The sequence below is a fragment of the Phytobacter sp. genome (assembly GCF_059074235.1).
Window position 1 is genome coordinate 1,195,447 of record NZ_JCACPZ010000008.1, and the last position, 26,646, is coordinate 1,222,092.

Annotated in this window: 21 protein-coding genes; 8 read left to right on the top strand and 13 right to left on the bottom strand. The window is 54.6% G+C overall.

Translation table 11 applies throughout. From position 1 onward, the window contains the following. Positions 1-13: 13 nt before the first annotated feature. Complete coding sequence (locus tag AC5JPW_RS23555; RefSeq protein ID WP_494243552.1) at positions 14-1,900, bottom strand: beta-glucoside-specific PTS transporter subunit IIABC; 1,887 nt, start codon at positions 1,898-1,900, stop codon at positions 14-16. A gap of 555 nt (positions 1,901-2,455) precedes the next feature. On the opposite strand from AC5JPW_RS23555, the gene AC5JPW_RS23560 reads away from it, so the two are divergent. After that, on the top strand, positions 2,456-3,625 hold the full coding sequence (locus AC5JPW_RS23560; RefSeq protein WP_494243554.1) for a DNA repair protein: 1,170 nt from the start codon (positions 2,456-2,458) through the stop codon (positions 3,623-3,625). A 62-nt stretch (positions 3,626-3,687) separates the two neighbouring features. Here AC5JPW_RS23560 and AC5JPW_RS23565 read toward each other — a convergent pair whose 3' ends face one another. Continuing rightward, a complete protein-coding gene (locus AC5JPW_RS23565) occupies positions 3,688-4,458 on the bottom strand; it encodes a siderophore-interacting protein (protein WP_494243555.1) in 771 nt (256 codons plus the stop codon). A gap of 239 nt (positions 4,459-4,697) precedes the next feature. Between AC5JPW_RS23565 and AC5JPW_RS23570 the strand changes: the two genes are divergently transcribed. Continuing rightward, positions 4,698-5,258: a PadR family transcriptional regulator gene (locus tag AC5JPW_RS23570; RefSeq protein ID WP_494243557.1), complete on the top strand. Its 561-nt coding sequence runs from the start codon at positions 4,698-4,700 to the stop codon at positions 5,256-5,258. On the opposite strand, the gene AC5JPW_RS23575 is transcribed toward AC5JPW_RS23570, so the two are convergent. Both AC5JPW_RS23575 and AC5JPW_RS23580 read right to left on the bottom strand, forming a co-directional pair. Continuing rightward, on the bottom strand, positions 5,255-6,817 hold the full coding sequence (locus AC5JPW_RS23575; RefSeq protein WP_494243559.1) for a methyl-accepting chemotaxis protein: 1,563 nt from the start codon (positions 6,815-6,817) through the stop codon (positions 5,255-5,257). The genes AC5JPW_RS23570 and AC5JPW_RS23575 overlap by 4 nt on opposite strands. A gap of 578 nt (positions 6,818-7,395) precedes the next feature. Beyond that, complete coding sequence (locus tag AC5JPW_RS23580) at positions 7,396-8,916, bottom strand: methyl-accepting chemotaxis protein (RefSeq protein ID WP_494243561.1); 1,521 nt, start codon at positions 8,914-8,916, stop codon at positions 7,396-7,398. Between the two features lie 430 nt (positions 8,917-9,346). On the opposite strand from AC5JPW_RS23580, the gene ygjG reads away from it, so the two are divergent. Beyond that, positions 9,347-10,726: a putrescine aminotransferase gene (gene ygjG / locus AC5JPW_RS23585; protein WP_494243563.1), complete on the top strand. Its 1,380-nt coding sequence runs from the start codon at positions 9,347-9,349 to the stop codon at positions 10,724-10,726. A gap of 110 nt (positions 10,727-10,836) precedes the next feature. Here the strand turns inward: ygjG and lsrG are convergent, their stop codons facing one another. The 6 genes from lsrG to lsrA are packed head-to-tail and all read right to left on the bottom strand — an operon-like array spanning position 10,837 to position 16,555. Further along, positions 10,837-11,130, bottom strand: coding sequence for a (4S)-4-hydroxy-5-phosphonooxypentane-2,3-dione isomerase (lsrG, locus tag AC5JPW_RS23590; protein ID WP_494243564.1), 294 nt, complete (start codon positions 11,128-11,130; stop codon positions 10,837-10,839). Further along, positions 11,127-12,014 (bottom strand): 3-hydroxy-5-phosphonooxypentane-2,4-dione thiolase, encoded by an 888-nt coding sequence (lsrF, locus tag AC5JPW_RS23595; RefSeq protein ID WP_494243566.1) that lies wholly within the window; start codon positions 12,012-12,014, stop codon positions 11,127-11,129. The genes lsrG and lsrF overlap by 4 nt, the downstream gene beginning before the upstream one ends. An 11-nt stretch (positions 12,015-12,025) precedes the next feature. Further along, complete coding sequence (lsrB, locus tag AC5JPW_RS23600; RefSeq protein WP_494243568.1) at positions 12,026-13,039, bottom strand: autoinducer 2 ABC transporter substrate-binding protein LsrB; 1,014 nt, start codon at positions 13,037-13,039, stop codon at positions 12,026-12,028. Between the two features lies 1 nt (position 13,040). Next, a complete protein-coding gene (gene lsrD / locus AC5JPW_RS23605; RefSeq protein WP_494243570.1) occupies positions 13,041-14,033 on the bottom strand; it encodes an autoinducer 2 ABC transporter permease LsrD in 993 nt (330 codons plus the stop codon). Next, complete coding sequence (gene lsrC / locus AC5JPW_RS23610) at positions 14,034-15,068, bottom strand: autoinducer 2 ABC transporter permease LsrC (protein ID WP_494243572.1); 1,035 nt, start codon at positions 15,066-15,068, stop codon at positions 14,034-14,036. It lies immediately after the preceding gene. Next, positions 15,065-16,555, bottom strand: a complete 1,491-nt coding sequence (gene lsrA / locus AC5JPW_RS23615) for an autoinducer 2 ABC transporter ATP-binding protein LsrA (RefSeq protein WP_494243574.1) — start codon at positions 16,553-16,555, stop codon at positions 15,065-15,067. Before lsrA ends, lsrC begins: the two co-directional genes overlap by 4 nt. 216 nt (positions 16,556-16,771) lie before the next feature. Between lsrA and lsrR the strand changes: the two genes are divergently transcribed. The 3 genes from lsrR (at position 16,772) to AC5JPW_RS23630 (ending at position 21,563) form a co-directional block, all read left to right on the top strand. After that, complete coding sequence (gene lsrR / locus AC5JPW_RS23620) at positions 16,772-17,743, top strand: transcriptional regulator LsrR (RefSeq protein WP_494243576.1); 972 nt, start codon at positions 16,772-16,774, stop codon at positions 17,741-17,743. 43 nt (positions 17,744-17,786) lie between these two features. Further along, on the top strand, positions 17,787-19,373 hold the full coding sequence (gene lsrK / locus AC5JPW_RS23625) for an autoinducer-2 kinase (RefSeq protein WP_494243578.1): 1,587 nt from the start codon (positions 17,787-17,789) through the stop codon (positions 19,371-19,373). 168 nt (positions 19,374-19,541) lie between these two features. After that, the gene (locus AC5JPW_RS23630) at positions 19,542-21,563 is read left to right on the top strand and encodes an oxidoreductase (RefSeq protein WP_494243580.1); all 2,022 of its coding nucleotides are present in this window, start codon (positions 19,542-19,544) and stop codon (positions 21,561-21,563) included. 83 nt (positions 21,564-21,646) lie between these two features. On the opposite strand, the gene rlmG is transcribed toward AC5JPW_RS23630, so the two are convergent. Continuing rightward, a complete protein-coding gene (gene rlmG, locus AC5JPW_RS23635) occupies positions 21,647-22,777 on the bottom strand; it encodes a 23S rRNA (guanine(1835)-N(2))-methyltransferase RlmG (protein WP_494243582.1) in 1,131 nt (376 codons plus the stop codon). Between the two features lie 68 nt (positions 22,778-22,845). Here rlmG and AC5JPW_RS23640 point away from each other — a divergent pair, with 68 nt between their 5' ends. Further along, entirely contained in the window at positions 22,846-23,343 is a 498-nt protein-coding gene (locus AC5JPW_RS23640) for a M48 metallopeptidase family protein (RefSeq protein WP_494243584.1), read from the top strand. A 457-nt stretch (positions 23,344-23,800) separates the two neighbouring features. Here AC5JPW_RS23640 and AC5JPW_RS23645 read toward each other — a convergent pair whose 3' ends face one another. Together AC5JPW_RS23645 and AC5JPW_RS23650 are read right to left on the bottom strand one after the other, a co-directional pair. Further along, positions 23,801-24,982, bottom strand: a complete 1,182-nt coding sequence (locus AC5JPW_RS23645; RefSeq protein WP_494243586.1) for an aminotransferase-like domain-containing protein — start codon at positions 24,980-24,982, stop codon at positions 23,801-23,803. A 375-nt stretch (positions 24,983-25,357) separates the two neighbouring features. Next, entirely contained in the window at positions 25,358-25,699 is a 342-nt protein-coding gene (locus AC5JPW_RS23650; protein ID WP_494243587.1) for a hypothetical protein, read from the bottom strand. 141 nt (positions 25,700-25,840) lie between these two features. On the opposite strand from AC5JPW_RS23650, the gene AC5JPW_RS23655 reads away from it, so the two are divergent. Continuing rightward, complete coding sequence (locus AC5JPW_RS23655) at positions 25,841-26,608, top strand: DeoR/GlpR family DNA-binding transcription regulator (RefSeq protein ID WP_494243588.1); 768 nt, start codon at positions 25,841-25,843, stop codon at positions 26,606-26,608. Positions 26,609-26,646 lie beyond the last annotated feature (38 nt).

Here is a 26,646-nt window from a genome sequence, read left to right on the forward strand (position 1 = left end):
TGCCCGTGTCTCTTTATGCGAGAGACATCAATGGCGACCCCATACCGATTGCGCCCTGAAGCTGATGCTTCGTCAGCGTAAAGTCCTCACTGTTCACCACCAGAACCGGGGTAGTCAGGTCGTATCCTTCACGCTCAATGCTGGCTTTATCGAATTCAAGAAGAGGCGTTCCCGCTTTAACCACATCCCCTTCTTTCACCAGCGGACGGAAATGCTGTCCCTGCAAGTTGACGGTATTTAACCCGACATGGATCAATAACTCAGCGCCATTATCGCACAATAACCCAATGGCATGATGTGAATCGATAAGCGTTGCGACCGTTGCATCACAAGGCGCAACCACACAGCCTTCTTCCGGCCTGATGGCAATGCCGTCACCCAGCGCTTTTCCGGCAAAGGCTTCATCGGCAACACTTTCCAGCGCAATCACTTCGCCTTTCAGCGGGCTGAGCATCTCAACGGCGCTTGCCACCGGGGCATTCGGCGTCGCCTGGGCTTTTACCGGCTGAGCAGGTTGGGATTCTTCTTCGTTTGCCGGGTCTTCAAATCCGACGAACTGCACCATCACGATGGTCAGTACAATCGCCGTACCCGCCCCCACCAGCTCACCAATAAACGACATCGGCGCATCCGGGCTAATAGCATTCACCAGCGTAAACAGGCCCGGCAGTGCAGCATATGCGTAGTAGAGGCTACCGAACAGGCTTGCCACCACGGCACCGATCGCCCCGCCGATACAGCCACAAATAAACGGCTTTTTAAAGCGCAGTGTCACGCCGTAAATCGCCGGTTCGGTGATACCGAAAATCGCCGTGATACCGGCAGACATCGAGGTGGCTTTTAACTGGGTGTTGCGGGTTTTCAGGAACACACCAAACACCGCCGCCATCTGGCCGATAACCGCAATGGTCTGGTAGGCCTGGAAGGAGTCGTAACCCTGGGTATCAAAGTTCGCCATGATCACCGGCGTAATGCCCCAGTGCACGCCGAAGATAACGATAATCTGCCACACGCCGCCAATCACTGCCGCAGCCACCGCAGGGGCCGCATGGAACAGGGCGTTGTAGCCGTTAGCCACACCCATTGCCGCCCAGGTGGTAATCGGGCCAATCACAATAAGCGTCAGCGGGACAATAACCACGAAACAGACCAGCGGAGTAAAGAGCGGGCTGACTACTTCCGGCATCAGTTTTTCAACGCGACGCTCAAACCAGGAGAGCGCCCACACCAGGAACAGCGGCGGTAAAACCGATGAGGTGTAGACCGTTTTCGACAGCGGGAAGAAGAGGAAATTAATGCTCTCACCGCCCGCAATACGCCCAGCCAGCGCCGCCCAGTCCGGGCTAATCAGCGCACAGCAGCAAAGTACAGCAATGAACGGGTTGCACTTGAAATGACGCGCTGCCGTAATGGCGATAAACACCGGCAGGAAGGCAAACGGCGTCCATGACATGAAGTTCAGAACGGCGAAGGTGCCGGTAGTCTTTATGTCCGCATCAATCAGGCCGAGAACAATCAACAATCCCTGCAGAATCCCGGCCGCTGCCAGAATGTAAACAATCGGTGCAAAGACGGCAGACATGGTGGCAATCACCGCATCCAACCAGCGCGTTTTCTTCTGCGCCGTGGGTGCAGAGCCGGTCTCTTTGACCAGCCCCGACATGGCGTTAAACACATCCGCCACATGGGTGCCGATTACAACCTGAAACTGCCCACCGCTTTCTACCACCGCAATCACACCGGGCAAACCTTGCACCAGGCGCTTTGCATCAGCGGGCGTGTCGTTCAGAACCAGACGTAAGCGGGTGGCACAGCGGGAGAAGCTGTTGATATTTTCTTCTCCCCCAACCTCCCGAAGGATGTCGCTTGCTAATTTGTTGTAATCCCGGATAACAGCCATGTTTTATCTACCTTTTTTTATCGGAAGTGTGTCATGTAACTGAGTGAAACCGGTTTCATGCTAACCTGGTCAAACGACCATGCAACCGGTTTCATGGAAATATGAGAGCTAAATCACTTCACGCGGTGAATATGTAATGAGCAAAAAAGGAAGGTTGTGAGCAAGCACGAGCAATGCAATCGCCAGACATATTAGGTTTTGCAGCGATAACACTGCGCAATGGGAATAAAACAGTTACAGCGATGACAGGGTCCGGCTGAGAATCGACGAAGCGTATCCGCAAGGCCGGGACGATGCGCAGGGATGCTCGGCGAGGGCGGCTATACAGGGATGTTACCTCCGCCCGTCCCCCAAATAACGCATTTATTTCACGAATACTAACGCACTGTAACCTGTCACCTGTAGTATGATTTCAGCCATATCAGCGCTCACTGACACATGCTAATCTGCCCGCGCTCGATGGCAGATTCTTGTATCTAAGACAATGAGCGTATTTCATGTTTGAAAATCACAACTACCATTAACTGAATCACTTAAGCGCCTTAGCGAAACGCCATGAACAAACCTATCAAACGGCTTGAGATCATTAAATACGCGATTGAACTGGAAGATGACGGCATCATCCTCAGTCAGCTTCCGTTATTGAAAACCGAAGCGACGGACGGTGAGCTGGCGTACATCGTGTGGGCGCTTGAAGAGAAAAACTACAGTGATGCCCTGCGCGCCATCACCCACTGGCTGCAAAATCAGCGCTCAGTGGTTTACTGGCAGGATCCGCAGGTGGCAGCCAGCAAACTGGAGCTGAAAGCGCTGGAAGAACAGCTTCGCGAGCTTATCGACAAACGCAACACACGCATTCAACTGCTGGATGATTTCAACGATCTCTACCTCACGCGACTCGGTCCGTTAATGTCGCAGATTTTACGCCTGCGTAAGATCCTCGCCGAAGCCAATGTACGCCGCCAGGAAGCCGAAGCACGCAGCCGTGAGGCCGACTACCTGCGCTGCCAGAAATATCTGGCACAGGCGGTGGAGGTGCTGGTGACGTTAACGCAGCGTTGGAAAAGTTTCCCGCCGCAGTCTTCGCAGGCTGCCGAGGCCCGCAAACATCTTCAGCAACAAAACGCGCTGATCAACTCACTATTGGCTGAAGCACAAGAGCTGGAGCAGGGGTTGACCCGAGAAGATGAACCAGCCCGCCAGGCTCGTGATGAAGCACGTCAGGAGTACGAGGATTATCAGGAACAGCAGCACGACGCGGAAAAACGCTTTGGCTTTGAGCAGAAGATGTCGGCAGATGAGCGTTCAGAGCTGAAACGCCTGTGGCGTCAGGCGAGTAAGTTGTGCCACCCGGATCTGGTGGATGATGGCTTTAAAGACGAAGCGCACGGTATGATGGTTGAACTGAATCAGGCCCGCCAGCGCGGCGATCTGGTAGCCATTCGTTCTATCCTCACCCGCTTACAAAAAGGGCTGGAGCCGTTAATGGCTAGCGATCGCCTGAACGATTTGCAGCGCCTGCGTCAGCGCATTCTTGAAGTCAAACAGCATATCGCCAGCCTGATTGAAGAGCTTAATACGCTGGAGAAAGAGGAGTCCTGGCAACTGGTCTCCACGCTGACCGATCAGGAGAGCTATTTCCGCCAGCAGGAGAAAGCGCTGGGTGAGATTCGCCAGACCCTTGAGCAGCAGGTGAACGACGCCGAGTACGAAGAAGTGGCGTAAGTGTTGACTGCCGGATGGCGCTCGCGCTTTCCGGCCTGCCCTTTCAACCAGGCGCAATCCCGTTACTTTTTGTGCCAGTACGCCTGGCCGCGCATCAGGTTCTGATCGACGTTTTTGCTCTCAGCCAAATCCAACAGCGATTTCACCAACACACCTTCACCGGTCAGCCAGAGGTAATACTCTTCATCCGGCACCTGTGCCGCCGCCAGTTTCTCCGCCACCACGTTAGAGTCATGCCCAATCACCCACTCAATGTTGTAATCACTCAAATGGGCCAGGTAATCTTTGTAGGACACGTCGGCAATGGTCACCACGGCGTTAACTTCCGGGCGAACCGCCAGCTTATTCAGGGCTTCCAGGCGACGGCGTAGCGCCGGCATCCCCGACTCGTCACACACGTAAAATTGCCAGGCATAATCTTCCGGTACCACCAGCGAACCTCGCGGTCCACCAATCGTCAGCAAATCCCCGACCTGCGCGTTAATTGCCCACTCACTGGCTACACCGCCTTCGTGGATAAAGAAATCAATCGCCAGTTCATGGCGGCTTTCGTCGTACAACGGGGTGTAATCGCGCGATGCCGGGCGGGGCCCGTCACCCCAGACAATCCCTTCATCGGTCACCTGTGGCGGCGTAAAGGGGGTTCCGGGCTTGGGGAAAAAGACTTTGGTATGGTCGTCAAACCCCCGCGACGTGAAACCATCAAGTGCTTCACCGCCCAGCACAATGCGCTGGAAACCTGCGCCAATACGTTCGACGCGTAAAACGGTGAGTTCGCGAAAGCGCAGTTCATTACGCACACGCTGGGGATAACGTTGTTGTTGGGTCATCATAATCGGCCTTCGTGAAGTTGAATACGATATATCTAAATTAATTTTAAATGATAATGATTGCTGTTTGAAAAGAAGACAAGATCTTTTTTAGATACACCAGATCTTAAGCGCACGCGTTGCTAAAAAAGAAAATAATTACCATGAAAAACAAATAAATAAAAAATACCTCACTTTCACCATTGTCTAAAATGAAAGTTTAGATATAAATTAGATATATCAAATCAACGACGGGGTACACCATGCGACATCATCACTCAGCCTGCGAGGGCGAACATCATCACAGTGCGGAACACGAACATGGCGAGCATCGCCACGGGCGCGGTGGCGGCGGACGTCGTCAGCGTTTCTTCGGTCATGGCGAGCTGCGTCTGGTGATCCTGGACATCCTGACCCGCAACGCCAGCCACGGCTATGAGCTGATCAAAGAGATTGAAACTCTGACTCAGGGCAACTACACCCCAAGCCCTGGCGTGATTTACCCGACGCTCGATTTTTTGCAGGACCAGCAACTCATCTCTACCAGTGAAGAAGATGGCGGGCGCAAAACAATCGCCATTACGGAGCAGGGCCGGGCCTGGATGGAAGAGAACAAAGAACATCTGGAACATATCCAGGCGCGTATCAAAGCCCGTAGCGTGGGCTATCAACTGCGTAAAGATCCGCAGATGAAACGCGCGTTGGAGAACTTCAAAGCCGTGCTGGATCTGAAGGTCAATCAAGGGGATATCAGTGCCGCGCAGCTTAAACAGATCGTGGGCGTTATCGACCGCGCGGCACTGGAAATTTCACAACTGGATTAAGCGTGCTGCCTGTCGTTGCTAAGACGGAAGACCTGCACCAGACCCAGCAAGTGCTCTGCCTGTTCGTTTAGCGACGCTGCTGCTGCAACGGACTCTTCCACCAGGCTGGAGTTCTGCTGAGTGGTAGAGTCAATCAGGCCAATGGCGCTGTTGATCTGTGAGATACCGTCGGTTTGCTCGCGGCTCGCCTGACCGATTTCACGCAGGATCACGTTCATCTCCTGCACGTTGCTCACCATGCCATTGATAAGATTCCCTGCCTTCTCAACCAGCGCCATCCCTTCACGGGTCTGGCTGGTGGAGCTTTCAATCAGCTGACGAATATCGTTCGCTGAGGAGGCGCTTTTCTGGGCTAACTGGCGAACTTCACCTGCAACCACCGCAAAACCACGACCATGTTCACCGGCACGCGCCGCTTCCACCGCTGCGTTAAGCGCCAGGATATTAGTCTGGAAGGCAATAGCATCAATCAGGTTGATGATGTCGGACATCCGGTTCGAGGTATCGTTAATCACACGCATCTTCTCGGTGACCTGCTTCATCATCTCGCCGTTGTTCTTCACCACAGTCGCGGCATCCGCAGAGAGGGTCGTCGCTTCATGAGTATGATCAGCGGTATTTTTCACCGTCGCGGTAATTTGTTCCATCGACGAAGCAGTCTGCTCGACCGAACTGGCCTGCTCTTCGGTACGCGCTGCCAGATCCTGATTACCCGCGACAATTTGCGCCGCAGCACTGGAGATATTTTGTGAACCGAACTGCACTTCCTGGACGATATCGACCAGTTTGGTCTTCATCTCCATCAGCGAACGTAGCAGCACGCCAGTCTCATCGCGCGAGCGGGAGTGAATAGAGCCTGTCAGATCGCCTCCGGCAATCGCCCCGGCAAAATCTACCGCTTCACGCAGAGGACGGGTGATCATCCTCACGATATACCAGCCCATCAAGCTACCCACACCAACGCTGAACGCGGCAAGCAGCACCAACAGTAAGCGGTTAGTGGTGAAATCACCATGCACCTGCTCACCCGCAATACGCATTTGGGCATCCTGGATGGCAATCAAGGATTGTACTTTCTCCTTGTAGGCCTTCTGGATAGGCACCATTTTGGTCATCATTTCATTGATGGCCCCAGCCTGGTCATTGTTTTTGACGGCTTCAAGAATGCGAAAACGCGAATCGAGATATTGCTGGCGAACTTCTCTGATGTCGGACAGGATTTTCTGTGATTCCGGCTCAGGCAGATTTTTGTTGAGATCCTCAAGAATGGCGGTAATGCGAGAGCTTATCTCGCTAAGCTGCTTCTGGGATTCTTCACGCCATTTCCCGTCGGTATCCAGCAGCATCATCTGCTGTGTACTAACGAACGTCTGGAACTGATCGATAAGCTGATTAGCTTTTACCGTGGTCGGATAATCGTTATGAACAATATTTTGCATTCCATTATTCGCGCGATTGAGACTGAAAAGCGAGAGACAAGAACTGGCTATCATTAGGACGATAAAAAATCCAAACGCCAAAAATAATTTGGTGCCAATTTTTACATCATGTAAAAACATATATTCCCCATGTAACTGATTATAATGCTAATAAAAACATATGCACCCACAAGGAGTTAGGTGCAAAGATGTTATAGAGGTGATTAAAATATCGTCTCCGATTTAGGTTATCGGTAACGCTACCACTAACTTTATGAGATTGATCGTTTTTTTATTTTACTATTATACATTCTGATAGTTACAAGCTATTAATCAAGTTTTATCGATCGTTATATTCACCGAGACCAAAGTTGCGCAACGAATATTAATGGTGCTTAAGTATAATTTAATCAGAATTAAAACCTGTAACTCCATGGATATTAATTGATCATAATTTGATCTATATTTAATATTAATTTAACAATTACCAAAAATTAAAATCACAAATTAATTCAACATGTGAAGTAAGGCTATTTACGTATAAAAGGGATTGACGCTTTTAATCGAAAGGGTTAAACGAAGTGAAAAACGGGCTGCTATTGCCGTATTTTTTAAGTGAGCGTTTCCATAAGAAAAAGCGACGCGCAAAAACAGACCTGAGGTGAAAGGCACGGCTACCGGTGCACGTGTTCCCTTCACCTCATTGGGGAATAGCCGAATTAATGCAGTACCGAAACCGCATCCTGCAATCGGCTGGCACGATGTTTCACCATTGCCGACACGCTGGCACTCTCCTCGACCAGTCCGGCATTTTTCTGCGTGATAGATTCCAGCTCGGCCACCGCGCGAGTCAATTCTGTTAACCCCTGGGCCTGTTCCGAGGTTGAGTGGCTAATCTGCCCAATCAGTGACGTGACGTTTTGCACCTGGGCCACAATGTCATCCATCGTACGCCCGGCAGCGTGCACTTGATCGTATCCCGACTGCACTTTGCTGGCGCTGGCATCTATCAGTTTACGAATATCGTTGGCAGCGCTGGCACTGCGGCTTGCCAGATGGCGCACTTCTCCTGCCACCACAGCAAAACCTTTGCCCTGCTCACCGGCCCTTGCCGCTTCCACCGCTGCGTTCAGGGCCAGAATGTTGGTCTGGAAGGCGATGTCATTAATCAGCTTAGTGATAGAGCCGATGCGCTGGGTGCTGTCGGCAATCTCATCCATAGTTTTCACCACGGTCTCCATCGCATCTCCCCCCTGACTCGCCGCATTGCTGGCTTCACTGGAGAGCTTATCCGCCGCTGCAGCAGTCTCTGAATTGTTTTGCACCGACGCGGCCATTTGACTCATGGTCGCCACGGTCTGCTGCACATTCACCACCGTCTGGCGGGTACGTTCATTAAGCGCATCGTTGCCCTTCGCCAGTGTTTCGCTGCCGCTACGGACGTTACTGACCTGGCAGGAAACATCGTGAATCAACCAGCGGCACATTAGCCCCAGCTGGCCCACGGCACGCAACGTCATCCCCAGTTCATCGCTGCGGTTAAGGTGGTCCACGCTATTGCGCTCTCCTGTCGCCACGCTCAATGCCTGACGGGCCACACGCTCCACTGGACGCACAATCTGCCACTCGTAGCAGGCACACGCTAACAGCATCACCAGCGTACTAAGCAGCAAGGGTGCCGTACCGCTGTCCATCGCCCACAGCCCTACGGCCTGCACCAGCCACATCAACGTCATGACGCTTCTCGCCCGCCAGCGCAGGGGTAATGACGGCAGCTTGCCCCACCAGCCACGACTCACCACCAACCCTTTATGGATACGTTTACGCGTTCGCCCTTGCTGTAATGCTTCATAGAGCGGCGTCACGGCCGCAATCTCCTCCTGAGTAGCGCGAGTACGAATAGACATGTACCCCGTCACTTTGCCATTGCGTACCATCGGTGCCGCATTGGCGCGAACCCAGTAGTAGTCACCGTTCTTACGACAGTTTTTCACAATGCCGCTCCAGGGTTCGCCCTGTTTTAAGGTGAACCACATATCGGCAAAGGCGGCTTTCGGCATATCCGGATGGCGCACGAGGTTGTGTGGCTGGCCAATCAGTTCTTGCAGACTGAATCCGCTGACCTGAGAGAAGTTGTCGTTGGCGTGAGTAATGTAGCTTTGCAGGTCGGTAGTCGACATCAGAGTGGTGTCATCATCGAGGGTGTACTCCCTCTGCGTGACAATTGGAGGAGAAGCCATGTTAGCGTCCTATGCAGGTTATTTAACTGTTAAATTGCAGGCGAATGTTATTTCGGCGCTAATAAGTTTATCTTTAGTTGTTAAATTTGATTTAGATCGCATATTGGCACAAAACCGCATTTTTTGTATGCCATACAACCTGCTGATTTATATAGTTTCGCTCCGAAACCACTAAATTTCCCTCATTTTGAGCGCCTCATATAAGGGCATAACGCGCACCATTTTGGCGCAATAATGTCGCCATAAGTCAACAATTTGTTTACTTTTCATTCGATTTTGCCGGCAAAAAAGCAAGGTTTTCGGGATCTAATCCCGCATATCTCGTGTAATCCCTGGCGTTTATCCCGATTTCTGTTTGCGGCTTCGATGTGGCGCAATCCCTGCAATACTTAAATCAGTATCATGTGATACGCCCCGCCAGGAGTTCATTTTGAACAGATTACCTTCCAGCGCATCGGCATTAGCGTGCAGCGCTCACGCACTAAACCTCATTGAGAAGCGAACGCTTGATAGCGATGAGATGAAGGAGCTGAATCGAGAGGTCAGAGAATATTTTAAAGAGCATGTAAACCCAGGTTTTTTGGAGTATCGAAAATCTGTCACAGCTGGCGGGGATTACGGAGCCGTAGAATGGCAAGCGGGGAGTCTGAATACGCTTGTCGACACTCAGGGGCAGGAGTTTTTAGATTGCCTGGGTGGGTTTGGCATCTTTAATGTGGGGCACCGTAATCCAGTCGTTGTATCCGCCGTACAGAATCAACTCGCAAAACAACCTCTTCACAGCCAGGAACTTCTCGACCCACTACGTGCGATGCTGGCAAAAACGCTGGCGGCGCTCACACCCGGCAAACTGAAATACAGCTTCTTCAGTAACAGCGGTACCGAGTCCGTCGAGGCTGCGTTAAAACTGGCTAAAGCGTACCAGTCGTCACGGGGCAAATTCACCTTTGTTGCCACCAGCGGCGCATTTCACGGCAAATCGTTAGGTGCGCTTTCCGCTACGGCGAAATCCACCTTCCGTAAGCCGTTCATGCCACTGCTGCCGGGCTTCCGCCATGTGCCATTTGGTGACATCAACGCTATGCGTACTCTCCTTAGCGAATGCCACAAAACCGGTGACGACGTGGCTGCTGTGATCCTGGAACCGATTCAGGGTGAAGGGGGTGTGATCCTGCCACCGCAGGGTTATCTGCCAGCCGTGCGTAAACTGTGTGATGAGTTTGGTGCGTTGCTGATTTTTGATGAAGTGCAGACCGGGATGGGACGTACGGGCAAAATGTTCGCCTGCGAGCATGAGAACGTCACGCCAGACATCTTATGTCTTGCCAAAGCGCTCGGCGGCGGCGTGATGCCTATCGGTGCGACTATCGCGACCGAAGAGGTCTTCTCGGTTCTGTTCGATAATCCCTTCCTGCATACCACCACGTTTGGCGGTAACCCGCTGGCCTGTGCGGCTGCGCTGGCGACCATCAACGTACTGCTGGAAGAGAACTTACCGGCCCAGGCAGAGCAGAAGGGCGACATGCTACTGGATGGCTTCCGTCTACTGGCGCGTGAATACCCGGACATGGTGCAGGACGCACGTGGCAGAGGCATGCTGATGGCGATTGAGTTTGTCGATAACGAAATCGGCTACACGTTTGCGAGCGAAATGTTCCGCCAGCGCGTACTGGTGGCCGGGACGCTTAACAACTCGAAAACCATTCGTATTGAACCGCCGTTAACACTGACCATCGAACAGTGCGAACAGGTGCTAAAAGCGGCTCGCACGGCGCTGGCAGCAATGCGCGTGGCGGTAGAAGAAGCGTAAAGACTGTGCGGCCTTCTCCCCCTCACCCCTGCCCTCTCCCTCAAGGGAGAGGGTGAAAAGCAGCCCCAGCCCGCTCGATTGAGGGGGAGGGGAACGACGCGCACCCGAAACTACTCCGGCATCAGCCCCACAAACGTCCGTTTCTTACGCGGCTCCGACATCAAATCCTCCAGCTTCGCCACGCAGGCGAGATAGTGCGGTGTCTCCTTGTGGGCGAGCACCGCAGCCTCATCCTTATACGCCTCATAAATAAAAAATCGCGTCTTTACCTTGCTGTCCTGCAACACATCAAAACGCAGATTTCCCGGCTCCTGAATTGCCCCCTCGTGATTGGCGCGAAACACCTCAAGAAACTCGTCGACCTTATCCGGCTTGATGTTGATCTCCACCAGCGTCACATTCATTTCTGCTCTCCCTGTTTCTCTTCCTGCCAGAACTGGTACGCCTCGCGCGCACTCATGTTCTCATGTACCACTTTCTTCACCGCTTTAAGCATGGCGAGCGGCGCGCTGGACTGGAAGATATTACGCCCCATGTCCACGCCGGACGCCCCCTGGTCGATGGCGCGAAAACACATCTCTAATGCCTCCAGCTCCGGCAATTTCTTGCCCCCGGCAATCACGATCGGTACCGGGCAACTGGCGGTCACTTTCTCGAATCCCTCTTCCACAAAATAGGTTTTGACGAACTGCGCCCCCATCTCGGCGGCGATACGGCTGGCCAGAGAAAAGTAGCGCGCATCCCGCGCCATCTCTTTGCCCACCCCGGTGACCGCCAGCGTCGGTACGCCGTAACGGTTACCGGCATCCACCAGCTTAATGATGTTATTGATCGACTGATGTTCGTGCTCACTGCCGATATAAACCTGAGCTGCGACGGCGCAAACGTTCAGACGCAGCGCATCTTCCATTGCCACCGCCACGCACTCGTTCGACAGCTCGGTCAGAATCGAGTTACCGCCTGACGCTCTCAGCACCACCGGCTTGTTGGTGGCAGGCGGCACCTGGCTTCGCAGCACCCCACGGGTGCACATCAACACATCCGTTTCGCCAAACAGCGGCGCAATCGACAGATCGATGCGCTCAAGCCCGGTGGTCGGCCCCTGGAAATAGCCATGGTCAAACGCCAGCATCACCGTGCGGTTGCTCTTCGGATTAAAAATCCGTGACAGCCGCGACTGCATACCCCAGTCCAGCGCCCCGCAGCCCTTAAGGGTGTAAGGCACGTTCTTTTGCGGCGTATCAAACCCGAAATCTTTGCCGTCTTTAATGTCATCTAAATCCGCCATCGTTTCCCCCGTCAGAAGTCGTATTTACCAATGTTCTCTTTGGTGAACACCACGCGTTCCGGCAGCAACACAATGCCGTTGCCTTTCGCTTCATACTGATAGCCCTGGACGCTGTTTGGCTCCACTTTCAGTGTACCGAGATCTTTCACCTCGACGCTGTCGCCCACGTTCAAATCGCCTTTTTTCAGCAGATGTTCGGCGACGTTCACCGAAATTTTCCCTTGCTGCACCACATCCCACAGACCGAAGGCTTTCACCGTGCCACGCTCCACATACGGGCGCATCACGTTCGGCGTACTAAAACCGACGATCGCCACCCCTTCCCGTTTCAGGTTTTCCGCCGCCTGGGCCGCCGCAGGCAGGGCGTTGGCATCTGGCGCGATGATCGCATCAAGATCCGGATACGCTTTTAAGATCCCCTCAGCGGTTTGCAGCGACTTAGTGGCATCGTTATAGCCAAACTGAGTGGTCACGATTTGCCACTGCGGATGATCTTTCTCGATTTTGGCTTTTGCCTCTTTCACCCACTGGTTCTGGTCAGTCACGGTTGGGCTGGAGTAGAAGAAGGCGACTTTGGCATTCGGTTTGGTGACCTGCTTACCCGCCATCTCCACCAGCAGGCCACCCAACTGCTCCGGCGTCCCCTGGTTGATGTAAATGCTGCGGCATTCCGGTTTGGTGTCGGAATCCCAGGTCAGGATTTTTACGCCGCGCTGCATCGCCCGTTTCAGCGCCGGGCAGAGGCCATCCGGGGAGACCGCCGAAACAATAATGGCCTTATAACCCTGGTTGACGAAGTTGTTGATGAGCTGGACCTGGCCGGAAACACTCGGCTCCGTTGGGCCGTCATAGGTCACATCGACGCCGAGATCTTTACCCGCCTCTTTCGCACCGTTGCCGCCGCTGGTAAAGAAACCCACGCCGACCAGCTTGGGAATAAAGGCGATACGGTCAGCGGCCTGTGCGGCCATCACGCTACCTGCCAGCGCCAGCGCGCTCAGTTGCACTATCAGTTTTGTCTTCATCTCATGCTCCGATTGTTTTTCGCGAGAGAACCCGACGCCAGGCCATACGTAGCCACTCCCTGTGCAGGCTTAGCGAACGCCCCATCACCACCACCACTAATAGCGCACCCGACAACGCGCTCGACACCTGGTTGGGGATGCCGACCATCTGTAACCCCTGCTGCAAATACCCCACCAGCAACGCGGCCAGCGCAGTACCTAACACCGAACCCGAGCCACCATAAATATTGGCCCCGCCCAGAACAGCGGCGGTCAGCGCGGGCATTAACAAGTCGCGTCCGAGATCGGAACGCGCCGAACCAAAATAGGAGACCAGCACCACGGCAGCGATAGCCGATGCCAGCCCGACGAGGCCGTACAACGCATAGGGCATCCCATTGACCGAAAGCGCTGCATAACGCGCCGCACGCGGGTTTTGCCCGAGCAAAAAGAGGTGGCGACCAAAGCGCCCACGGTGGGTAAGCAACCAGAAAAAGAAGGTGATCACCGCGAAGAGCACCAGCGGGATCGGTAATCCCAGAACGGTCAGATTGGCAAACGTAGTGAAGCTGTCGGGGAAGCCACTGATGCCTTCATAGCCTGTCGCACCCGCCATGCCGGAGAGCAGCAGCGCCCCGCCGCCGTAGAGATAGAGTGTGCCAAGGGTGATAACCAACGGGCTAATGCCGGTGTAGTGAATCAACGCCGCGTTGACCAGCCCGCAGAGCAGCCCCAGCAGCAAAGTGAACGGAATCGCGAGACTCATGGGCCAGCCCGCCTGCATCATCACACCCAGTGCAATGGCGCACAGACCGATGGTCGAACCGAGCGAAATATCAATGCCGCCGCTGATGATCACCAGCGTCAGTGGCAACGCCACAATGCCGATGCAGATAAAATCGCTGGTGCTGAACAGCAGCATATTCACGTCCAGCATTCGCGGGTTGAGTGCGCCGAAGAAGAGGATCTCCAGCACCAGAATCAACAGCAGCGCGCTTTCCCAGTTGAGCTTCATTTACGCCACCTCTTTGTTTTTGCGTTTTGGAAAGCGGGCGACGTTTTTGCCCCCCTTGTTACCGGGCATAAAGCGGCTGTACTTAAGCTGCCGCTGATGGCGGGCCAGCGCCTGGCGCAGGCGTCCATCAAGCACCAGTACACCGAGCAGCACCAGACCGGCGATAAAATCATTCCACCAGGCCGGAAGCCTGAACAGCACCAGCACGGTGTCGATTTGGGTGAGGAAGAAGGCACCGAGAAATGCGCCAATCAGCGTGCCCGTGCCGCCAAGCAGCGAGATGCCGCCGAGCACGCAGGCGGCGATGGCTTTCATCTCCAGCCCGCTGCCGGTCTGGTTTGGTACAAAGCCGATTTGCGAGGCGAAGACAATCCCGGCGCAGGCCGCCAGCACACCATTAAGGGTAAAGGCCGTCATACGGGTGCGGTTCACCGCCACACCCAACTGGCGCGCAGCAGCGAGGTTATCCCCCACTGCGTAAAAGTCGCGCCCAACTGCCGTGCGCGCCAGCGCCCAGGTGCCTGCCCCCAGTGCCAGCAATACCAGCCAGCCCAACGGTGAAATACCGGTCACGCCCGCTGCCGACAAGGCTTTCAGACTCGCAGGCAGTCCTTCAATCCACTTCCCGTCAGTCCACAGCAGCATCGCCCCACGATAGAGCCCAAGCGTCCCCAGGGTGGCGACAATCGCTGGGATCTTCAGCCCCACCACCAGCATGCCGTTGAATGCCCCAGCCAGTGCCCCGATCGCCAGAGAAAAGAGGATCGCCACTGGTAGGCTGTAACCGCTGTTGAGCGCCACCCCGACGGCAATGGCGGATAGCCCCACCGTCGATCCTACCGACACGTCAATATTGCGGGTCAGCATCACCAGTGCAGCCCCCATCGCCAGCAGCATCAGGATCTGACTGCTGGCGAAGATCATGCCGACGGTTTGCAGGCTAAAGAAAGCAGGGTTGAGTGCGACCAGCACAATAAACAGGGCGAGGATCGCCAGAAAGGCGCTCAGTTCGCGATTCTTGAGTAAGGTTTTCATGGCTGCGCTCCACCAAACGCCAGGGTCATCATGCGATCCACGCTGACGGCGTGGCGTGAAAGCTCACCGCTGAGCCGCCCCTGATGCATCACCAGCACCCTGTCCGCCAGCCCTGGAAACTCATCCAGATCGCTTGAGATCATCAGCACCGCCACGTTTTGCGCCGCCACACTTTTGATCAGTTGATAGATATCCGCCCTCGCGGCCACATCCACGCCACGGGTCGGTTCATCGACGATCAACAGCAACGGATTGGCTTCCATGCAGCGCGCCAGCAGCACCTTTTGCTGGTTACCGCCGGAGAGGGTACGGACGATTTGATCCGCATGATTGAGCTTGATGCCGAGCGCCCGGTGATAACGCTCCACCACCGCCGCTTCGCGCTTACGCTGTTGCCAGAGAGAAGGTTCATTCAGCGCCACGGTGTTCCAGCGAACCGGGGCATCCAGAAACAGCCCGGACACCTGACGATCTTCCGGCAAATAGACCAGCCCACGATCCAGTCGCGCCCGCGTGGAGTCAGCATTGATTTCACGGTTTTCCAGCCAGATACGCCCGGCGCGTACCGGACGCAGACCATACAGCGTTTCCGCAAACTCGGTGCGCCCGGATCCCACCAGCCCTGCCAGGCCGACGATCTCTCCGGCGTGGATCTCAAGACTGAGATCGATAAAGCCCTCTCCCGTCAGGTCATCGACCCGCAATACCGGGAAATCCTGCGGCTGAGTGCGACGATTGCCCGGCAACGATAACCACAGTTTTTGCGTATCACTCAGGCCACGTTCGCGACTGACGGGTGTCATGGCGCTAATCAGCGCATTGTCATCAAGGCTTTCGATGGCATTACTGAGCACCACCGCCCCGTCGCGCATCACCGAAACATGGCTGGCGAGGGCGCGGATTTCCGGCAGCTTATGGGAGATAAACACGATGCCGACCCCCAGTGCCTGTAATGCGCGGATCTGGCGAAACAGGCGCTCGGTTTCGCCGGGCGTAAGAGAGGCCGTCGGTTCATCGAGGATCAGGATCTTCGCGTCGCGCATCAGACCGCGCAGGATCTCCACCATCTGCTGATCCGCTACTTCCAGCGTGCTGGCAGCGGCCTGTAAATTGAGCTGGCAGTTAAGCTGCTGCAGTTTTTCCGCAAGCTGCATGTCCTGCGCACTGTTACGCGGCAGACGGAACAGAATGTTCTCGCGTACGGTCAGGTTAGGGAACAACATCGGCTCCTGCGGCACCAGGTAGATACCCAACTGATGCGCCTGATTCGGCTTAAGACGCGCAAATGCCTTCCCACAAACGAAAAGTTCACCGCTGTCGGGCGTCTCCACCCCGGCGATGATTTTCATCAGCGTGGATTTCCCCGCCCCGTTACCGCCCATTAGCGCGTGGACCTGGCCTGAATACAGCGTGAAATCAATCGCTTTCAGTACGCTCACGCCTGAAAACTGTTTATTGATGCCCCGCGCTTCAATCAGTGGATTCATTCTGGCTCCGCTATTGAACAAATGATTTTTTGATTCAATAATGTTCAAAAGCGTAGACGGTGAACTATATTTACAACCGTGCAGTGATCACATTTTTATGCATTTGGATCTCTCTATTCCTGCAGCGACATCAAAAGATCGGTTTTGCCGGACGGCTCACATTTTCATCGCCAGCAAGATCGAACATATGATCTAAATTTTTATAAGAGTTCATCTATGAGCGAAAAAAAAGCACTGGAAGAAGGACGCTTTGCAGGTCTGGCGCTGGCAGAGGAAGAACTGGTGGCCCGCGTGGCCTGGTGCTACTACCACGATGGCCTGACACAGAACGATATTGGCGAGCGCCTTGGCCTGCCGAGACTGAAGATCTCCCGCCTGCTGGAAAAGGGGCGTCAGTCCGGGGTGATCCGCGTGCAGATCAACTCCCGCTACGAGGGCTGTCTGTCACTGGAGACTGAACTGCAACGGGTATTTGGTCTGCGCATCGCGCGGGTGCTCCCGGCCCTGAACACGCCGTCGATGAACACCCGTCTGGGTGTGGGGGCTGCACAAACGCTAATGGGCGTGCTGGAGCCGGGTCAGCTACTGGCGGTGGGGTTTGGCGAAGCGACCATGAGCTGCATTCAGCATCTGAGCGGCTTTATCAGCTCGCAACAGGTGCGACTGGTGACCCTCTCCGGGGGCGTCGGTCCCTACATGACCGGCATCGGGCAGTTAGATGCAGCCTGTAGCATCAGCATGATCCCAGCACCATTGCGGGTTTCATCACCGGAAGTGGCGGAGATACTGAAAAAAGAGTCGAGCGTGCGGGATGTGATCCTCGCCGCCAGCGCCGCCGATGTGGCAGTGGTGGGTATCGGTTCAGTGAACCAAAAGCGCGACGCCACCATTTTGCGCTCAGGCTATATCAGCGAGGGCGAGCAACTGATGTTCGCCCGTAAAGGGGCCGTTGGCGACATTCTTGGCTACTTCCTGCAGGCCAACGGTGAGCGGGTGGAAGGACTGGAAATCCACCGGGAATTACTGGGCGTCACCCTTGATGAGCTGGCGCAACTGCCTACCATCATCGGTGTGGCCGGAGGGACGGAAAAAGCAGACGCGATTTATGCCGCACTCAAAGGTTGCCGTATCAATGGCCTGGTGACGGAAGAGACGACAGCACGCGCGGTCCTGGCGCTGGCGCAATAATGCGCCTCAGGCGTTGCCGCGTGGATAACAGCGAGGCAAGCCCATGAGTTATCTTTTAGCGTTAGATGCAGGGACCGGCAGCATTCGTGCAGTGATCTTCGACTTAACCGGGCGGCAAATCGCCGTCGGCCAGGCGGAATGGAAACACCTCAGTGTGGAAAACGTCCCTGGCTCAATGGAGTTTGACCTCGCCACCAACTGGCAACTGGCCTGCCAGTGCATCCGTCAGGCGCTGGCAAATGCGGGACTCAACGGTGCCGATATCAAGTCTGTCGCCTGCTGTTCCATGCGCGAAGGCATTGTCCTCTACGATAGCAACGGCGAGGCTATCTGGGCCTGCGCCAACGTCGACGCCCGCGCTAGTCGTGAAGTCGCCGAGCTTAAAGAGATCCACGACGACCAGTTTGAGTCGGAAGTGTATGAAGTCTCCGGCCAGACGCTGGCGCTGAGCGCCATGCCCCGCCTGCTGTGGCTCGCCCATCATCGCCCGGACATTTACCGTAACGCGGCGACGATCACCATGATCAGCGACTGGCTGGCGGCGCGGCTTTCCGGCTGGCTGGCGGTCGATCCTTCCAATGCCGGCACCACCGGCATGCTCGATCTCTTTACCCGCGACTGGCGTCCTTCCCTGCTGGACATGGCCGGGCTGCGTGCCGATATCCTCTCCCCGGTGAAAGAGACCGGCAGCGTGCTTGGTGAAGTAACCAAAGAAGCGGCGCAGGAGTGTGGCCTGCGTGAAGGCACACCGGTGGTGATGGGTGGCGGCGATGTGCAGTTAGGTTGTCTCGGACTGGGGGTCGTGCGTCCGGGGCAGACGGCGGTGCTCGGTGGCACGTTCTGGCAGCAGGTGGTAAATCTGCCACAGGTGCGCACCGACCCGGAGATGAATATTCGCGTGAATCCGCATGTGATTCCAGGTATGGCGCAGGCCGAATCCATCAGCTTCTTCACCGGCCTGACCATGCGCTGGTTCCGCGACGCCTTCTGCGCGGAAGAAAAACTGATTGCCGAGCGTATGGGGGTGGACGCTTATTCCCTGCTGGAAGAGATGGCGGGCCGTGTACCCGCAGGCTCACATGGCGTGATGCCGATTTTCTCCGATGCCATGCACTTTAAGCAGTGGTACCACGCGGCCCCGTCGTTTATTAACCTCTCCATCGACCCGGAAAAATGCAATAAAGCAACGTTGTTCCGCGCGCTGGAGGAGAATGCAGCCATTGTCTCGGCCTGCAATCTGGCGCAGATTTCCCGCTTCTCCGGAGTGAAATTTGACAGTCTGGTGTTTGCGGGCGGCGGAGCAAAAGGGGCATTATGGAGTCAGATCCTCAGTGACGTCACCGGGCTACCGGTACGCGTGCCCGAGGTGAAAGAGGCCACCGCGCTGGGTTGTGCCATTGCCGCCGGGGTGGGTGCCGGGTTGTATGACGATATGGCGGCTACGGGCGAGCGACTGGTGAAATGGAGCCGGGAGTTTACGCCGAATCCTGCGCACCGGGAGCTTTACGACGGCATGATGCAGAAATGGCAGGCAGTTTACGCCGACCAGCTCGGGCTAGTAGACAGCGGTCTGACGACGTCCATGTGGCAAGCACCTGGGCTGGTACGTTCACCCTCACCCGCCAGATAGCGCGATCGGTTCCCTCTCCCGGTGGGAGAGGGTTAGGGTGAGGGCATCAGGCCGCACCAATTTTTGAATCCCATCACAATCACCGCATTCCCGTTTTCCACTTTCCCCTGTAACAGCTAAATTACAACTCATCCGACCACATAACAATAATTTTACATTGGAAGCCTTATGAGCCACTACCCGTCGTTATTTGCCCCACTCGATCTGGGGTTCACCACCTTAAAAAACCGCGTATTGATGGGGTCGATGCACACCGGGCTGGAAGAGCATCCGGACGGTGCAGAACGGCTGGCGGCCTTTTATGCCGAGCGTGCACGGCACGGGGTGGCATTGATCGTTACTGGCGGCGTAGCCCCGGCGCTCTCGGGCGTGACCATGCAAGGCGGAGCGGTGCTAAACGATGAAAATCAGCTTCCTCATCACCGCCTTATCACTGATGCCGTGCACCGGGAAGGAGGAAAAATCGCGCTGCAAATTCTGCACACCGGGCGTTACAGCTACCAGCCTGCGCTGGTCGCTCCGTCGGCGATTCAGGCCCCCATTAACCGTTTTACCCCGCACGAATTGACCCACGACGAAATCCTCACGCTCATCAACGACTTTGCCCGCTGCGCTGAACTGGCCAGGCAGGCAGGTTATGACGGCGTGGAAGTGATGGGTTCTGAAGGCTATCTGATTAACGAATTTCTCGCCGCGCGTACTAACCACCGTGAAGATGAATGGGGCGGCGATTATGCACGCCGCATGCGCTTTGCCGTGGAAGTGGTAGGCGCGGTACGCGAACGGGTGGGCCACGATTTTATTATTATCTACCGCCTGTCGATGCTCGATCTGGTCGAGGGCGGCGGCGTGTTTGAAGAGACCGTGCAACTGGCGAAAGCGATTGAAGCGGCTGGGGCGACGATCATCAACACCGGCATTGGCTGGCACGAGGCGCGCATTCCCACTATCGCCACCGCCGTTCCGCGCGCAGCCTTTAGCTGGGTCACCCGTAAGCTCAAAGGCAACGTGAGCGTGCCACTGGTCACCACCAACCGTATTAACGATCCGCAGGTGGCAGACGAGCTACTGGCCCGTGGTGATGCCGATATGGTATCGATGGCACGCCCATTCCTCGCGGATGCTGAGCTTCTTGCCAAAGCGCAAAGCGGCCGGGCAGATGAGATCAACACCTGTATTGGCTGTAACCAGGCCTGTCTGGATCAGATCTTCGTTGGCAAAATCACCTCCTGCCTGGTTAACCCCCGCGCCTGTCACGAAACCAAAATGCCCCTCACGCCTGCTGTTCAAAAGAAAACGCTGGCGGTGATCGGTGCCGGTCCGGCGGGACTGTCCTTTGCGGTGAATGCTGCGATGCGAGGACACCGTGTGACGCTGTTTGACGCCGCCGCAGAGATCGGCGGGCAATTTAACATTGCCAGGCAGATCCCCGGCAAAGAGGAGTTCTACGAAACGCTGCGCTATTACCGCCGCATGATCGAGATAACCGGTGTTGATCTGCGCCTCAATCAGTTTGTGCTCCCCTCGATGCTGGAAAACTTCGACGAGGTCATTCTCGCCAGCGGCATTGCGCCGCGCACCCCGGAGATCGCCGGGGTAGCACATCCTAAGGTGCTAAGTTATCTGGATGTACTGCGTGACAAAGTCCCGGTCGGTGAGAAAGTGGCGATCATTGGCTGCGGCGGGATTGGCTTTGATACTGCCATGTATCTCAGCCAACCCGGTGAACCGACCAGCCAGAACGTCGCCGAGTTTTGCGTTGAGTGGGGCATCGACACCAGCCTGAATCAGGTCGGCGGCCTGCGCCCGGAAGGGCCGCAATTGCCGAAAAGCCCGCGTAAAATCGTGATGTTACAGCGCAAAGCGTCAAAACCCGGTGAAGGTCTGGGAAAAACCACCGGCTGGATCCACCGCACAACATTACTTTCCCGAGGGGTGAAGATGATCCCGGCGGTGAGCTACCAGAAGGTCGACGACGACGGGCTTCACGTACTGATTGGCGGCGAGCCACAGGTGCTTGATGTGGATAACGTGGTGCTGTGTGCCGGCCAGGAGCCTCGCCGAGAACTGCTCGAACCGCTGATTGCGACAGGGAAACCGGTACATCTGATTGGTGGGTGTGATGTGGCGATGGAGCTGGATGCCCGTCGGGCGATTGCGCAGGGAACGAGGCTGGCGCTGGAGATCTGATGTGAATGCCCGGTGGCGCTAACGCTTACCGGGCCTACTCACTGAGCCGTAGGCCGGATAAGCGCAGCGCCATCCGGCGAAACTTACCGCTGTTTACGCGTTTTCACCGCTTTTAACACTGCAAACTTACCGGATGCACCCACGTTGCTGCAGTTGCCGAAAATCTTCTTCAGTTTACGGAAGTAATCCAGGTGACGGTTGCCGACCACGATCAGCTCACCGCCGTATTTCAGGCTGCGACGCGCATCATGGAACATCTCCCAGGCGATATGGTCGGTGATTGTGCTCTGCTGATGGAACGGCGGGTTACATAAAATGGCATCAAAGCGATCGTGTTCTGTACCTGCAAGACCGTTATTGACCATGAACTCGCTGCGCTCCAGCGCTTCCGGCATGTTGCGTTCCACGTTCATATAGCTCGACGCTACCGCCATATGGGACTCATCGGTAAAGAGCACGCGGGCGTTCGGGTTCTGGGCCAACAGCGTCATGCCAATCACACCGTTACCACAGCCAAGATCTGCCAGTTCCCCTTCAATATCGGAAGGCAGATGTTTCAGGAACAGGCGTGCGCCAATGTCCAGCCCGCTACGGGAGAAGACGTTCGCGTGGTTATGGATGGTCCAGTCGGTACCTTCCAGTTTCCAGTTGTACGTCTCTGGTGCGTCGGCCACTTCCGGTCCCGTAAAGGTACAGTTGATCAGACGCGCCTTTTTCCACGCCAGCGTGGTGGAGGTCGGGCCGAGGATCTTCTCGAACAACGCGATGGTCGAGTTGTGGATATCGCGGGTTTTAGCACCGGCAATAATCTGTGTTTCTGGTGTGACCACGCGGCGCAGCGCATGCAGTTGCTGCTCCAGCAGGGCAAGCTGCTTCGGGATCTTAATCAGGACACGCGCAGGGGATGCCGGCAGTTCGCTCAGGCAATCCATAAAGACGACAGCATCTTCATCCAGACCATTAAGATTCAGGTTATGAATCGTGGCCTGCTCAGCGATAAAGGAGTCGGTAACGCTAACCGGTCGACAATCTGCCAGTGCGCAGGCAAGTGCGCCAAAGCTGTCATTGAAAATGAGCGTGACGCCCTCGGCATCGTTTAACTGATGCAATAAATACTCATCTGCCGCGTCCCACGCCTGTAATGACGCTTCTTCGGCATTAGGTGGAAAACGCTCTAATGCAAATGACTGTCCGATTAACTCAACCTGGCCCATCGCCCCTCCGGAATGCTAGAATTCGCGCGTTTTATCGCTTAATTATCCGGAGAAGTAAACCCCTGACTATGACAACGCTGACTTATTTACAGGGTTATCCCGAATCACTGCTGACCCAGGTTCAGACGCTCATTACGCAGAACCGGCTCGGCGAGGTGATACAAACACGGTATCCGGACACGCATGATATCACCACCGACAAAGCGCTATACCAGTACACCCAGGATTTCAAAAACCAGTTTTTGCGTAATGCGCCGCAAATCAACAAGGTGGCCTACGACAATAAAATCCACGTCCTGAAGAACGCGCTTGGTCTGCATACCTCCGTCTCCCGCGTGCAGGGCGGCAAACTCAAAGCGAAAGCCGAAATCCGCGTCGCGACCGTGTTTCGTCAGGCCCCAGAAGCCTTTTTGCGGATGATCGTGGTGCACGAACTGGCGCACCTCAAAGAGAAAGATCACAACAAAGCGTTTTATCAGCTGTGTTGTCATATGGAGCCGCACTATCACCAACTGGAGTTTGATATGCGTCTTTGGCTGATCTGTAAAGATGAAGGCTGGCTCTGAGATATTATTCATCAGGCACTTTCGTTTAGGCTTTGTTTATATTCGCAGGAATTCAGCTTTTATTAATGTGCGATCGCAGTCACTAATTAATCTATTAATAAATATCCAGCCAGGAAGGTCGCGATACGCGTAACGCGGTGTAAAACACGTGTTTTTATCAAAGAAATGCCGAATTTCTTTTTCTGGGCGCATGCCCAACCCACGGTGCCTGCATAACTCTCTTATTTGTTGAATCATATGATTCAACTTTTGAATTTGACTCTAAACGGTTGCAAAACCATTATATGAAAATACTTTTACGGCTTAATGTGGAAGTATTCTCGAAGCTATTAGATGATTGGTTTATTTCCTTTTTCGCACTCGGGCAAAGCAATGCGAGCAAGGGGGAAATAAACCCTTTACTCACCATGTATCCCTATTGGGATACATGGTTTTTTTTCGCCATTGTAATGATGAATTAGAGAGAGGCTTTCAGACGGGCAACCGCTTCTTTGAGATTTTCATCCGTAACGGAGACATAGGACATGCGCAGCGTGGACGAGTCCGGGTTGTCGGCATAGAAGAATTCACCCGGCACGTAGACCACCTCATTCGCCAGCGTTTGCTTCAACCAGCCGGTGGTGTTTTTCTCATATTTGAACTTCGCCCACAGGAACATGCCGCCTTGCGGACGGTGGAAGGTTAGATGGTCGCCCAGCTCTGACTCAATCAGCCCACATAAGGTGTCGCATTTCTGTTTATAGGAGGCGCGGATCATATTGAGCTGCGCAGGCAGGCGGCCCGTTTGCAGGTAATGATACGTCAGCGACTGCGAGAGCGAGCTGGTATGCAGATCTGTGGCCTGTTTCAGGGTCACGATCTGACGTTTGATCCACTCCGGCGCAATCACCCAACCGACACGGGCACCCGGTGCCAGAATTTTAGAAAACGTCGAGGTATAGATAACGTTTTCGCTGTTATCAATCTCTTTCGCCCAGGCCGTTAATGGCTTGAACTGTTTATCGGTGAAGTTAATTTCGCTGTAGGGATCGTCTTCGATGATCACGAAGTTGTAGCGTTTCGACAGCTCTACCAGCTGTTTACGGCGCTCATCGGACAGCGTCACGCCGCCAGGGTTGCCAAAGGTAGGTACAACATAGACGGCTTTGATGGTGGTAGTTTTAACTAACTCTTCCAGCTCATCCACTTTCATCCCTTCGCCGTCGGTGCCGACAGACGCCAGGCGAGCTTCCGCCAGTTGGAAGACCTGCAGTGCCGCCAGGTAGGTTGGGCGCTCAACGACGATCACATCGCCGGGATTAATCAGCACGCGGGCCAGCATATCCAGAGACTGCTGGGAGCCAGAGGTAATGACCACTTCATCAACGGTGCAGGTAATTTGGCGTTGGGCAGAGAGTTGGCAGATGGCTTCGCGCAGTTCAGGACTCCCTTCGCTCAGACCGTACTGGAAAGCATCTTTCCATGAGGCTGACAGGACGTTATCCATCGCCATTTGCAGGCCTTCACGGTCAAACAGATCAGGATTCGGAATGCCCCCACCGAGAGAGATAACCCCTGGCATTTTGCTGTGCTTTAATAATTCCCTGATTGCAGAGGATTGTACGTTTTTAACTTTTGCGGAAATTCTCTCGTCTGACATTACCTTACCCTTTGAATTCTGCCGGTCACTCTTATTATGTGGCGATAGTTTTAGTGCTAACCATTTCCGTTATACAACAATACCAACGGGGCGTAAACGGAGCCTCCGCCCAGGCAAACCCTCATCATTCGTTCTGTTTACTTAGAGAATGGCAGTGACATCCACTGTTTAGTGCGTATTTTTTTGCTCAACCTGACATTATCATCGAATGAAAACAATATTTACTCCGGCGAAAGTGAGCAACAAAGCGCTGTGACTTCGTCTTATCAAAACGTGCCTGATAGACGTGCCGGGGCTTCCGTGCGTTTATCTCACCACATCTTCAGCGTGTTGCTCTCCAGGATGCTGGCAAAGATATCGAGCATCTCTTCGCGTTCAGGCAAGTCTCTGGAATGGCCACTGGTGATACTGGATGAGCCAGTAGATAATCATGCTAAAGATACGCCGGGTCTTGAGCGCAGAGGTGGAAATGGCGTCAGCCACACCCGGTGCCAGCCGATTGGTAAGCTGCGGCAGTATGCCCGTCAGACACTCCATCGACGAATCTAACACCCGCGCATAATGTTGCTTAAAGCAGCCCGATTGCGACTGTTTCATATAGCGGTAGAAGAGATCGGCCTGCTCCAGTGCTTTATGTTCTGCAAACCAGGCAAGGGTCAGCCGTTCAAGCGTCTCCATGGTGCTATCCAACTCCTGATAAATGATTGCTTGATACATACAGGGCCTCAATGATTGTCATCGTCATGCCCAAAGCAGAAGAGATCGCACACGGCGCACCTGAGCATGTATCATGGATATCGCAATACTATGATAGATCATGATACATTGTGCAATATTATGTTCACTTGAGGATCGAATGTGATTGATTATGATGCCTTGCCCGAACAGCGGCAGTCCCTTATTCACCAGATACTGACGGAAACTGGCAGAGTGATCGGTGCGGACATTGCCCGCAAACTGGGGGTATCTGAGCATACGATCCGCCGTGATTTGCAGGAGCTGGCACGCCAGGGGTTGTGCAAAAAAGTGTATGGCGGTGCGGTCAGTCAGTTTAAACAGTCCGCCAGTTTCGAAACCCGAATGGCGCAGAACGTGCCTGAAAAGTCGCAGGTCGCCAGGAAGTGTGCAGAGCTTGTGAGGCCGGGGGCGTGTGTCTTTATTGATGCAGGTTCCACCTACGTTGCAATGGTCGAGTGTTTACCTGCCGATCTGGAGCTGACCATTGTGACCAACTCGCCGCAAATCGCCTCGGTGCTGAGCGGGCGCAGCAATATCGAGCTGATTTTACTGGGTGGGAAAGTGAACGCGCATACCGGTAGCACACTCGGTTCCGAGCCGGTGAATCAAATCCGTGGCATGATTTTCGATCAGACGTTTATCGGCGTATGCGGGCTGGACCCGCAGGTCGGAATGAGCGCGGTTTACTACGAAGATGCCTGTTTCAAAAAGGATGTGCTGGCACAGAGTAACGAAGTGATTGCTGCGGTCACCGCCGATAAAGTGTCTCAGGTGGCGCGCTATAAGGTCGTCGCCTGTGAGGATATTGATATTGTGGTGGTCAGTCGCGATACGATAATGGAGAGCTTCCGCCACCTCAATATGCGCATTGAAGTGGCAGAAGGATAATGCTCGGTCTTGTACGGTTGAGGTAAGTGAGCATGATA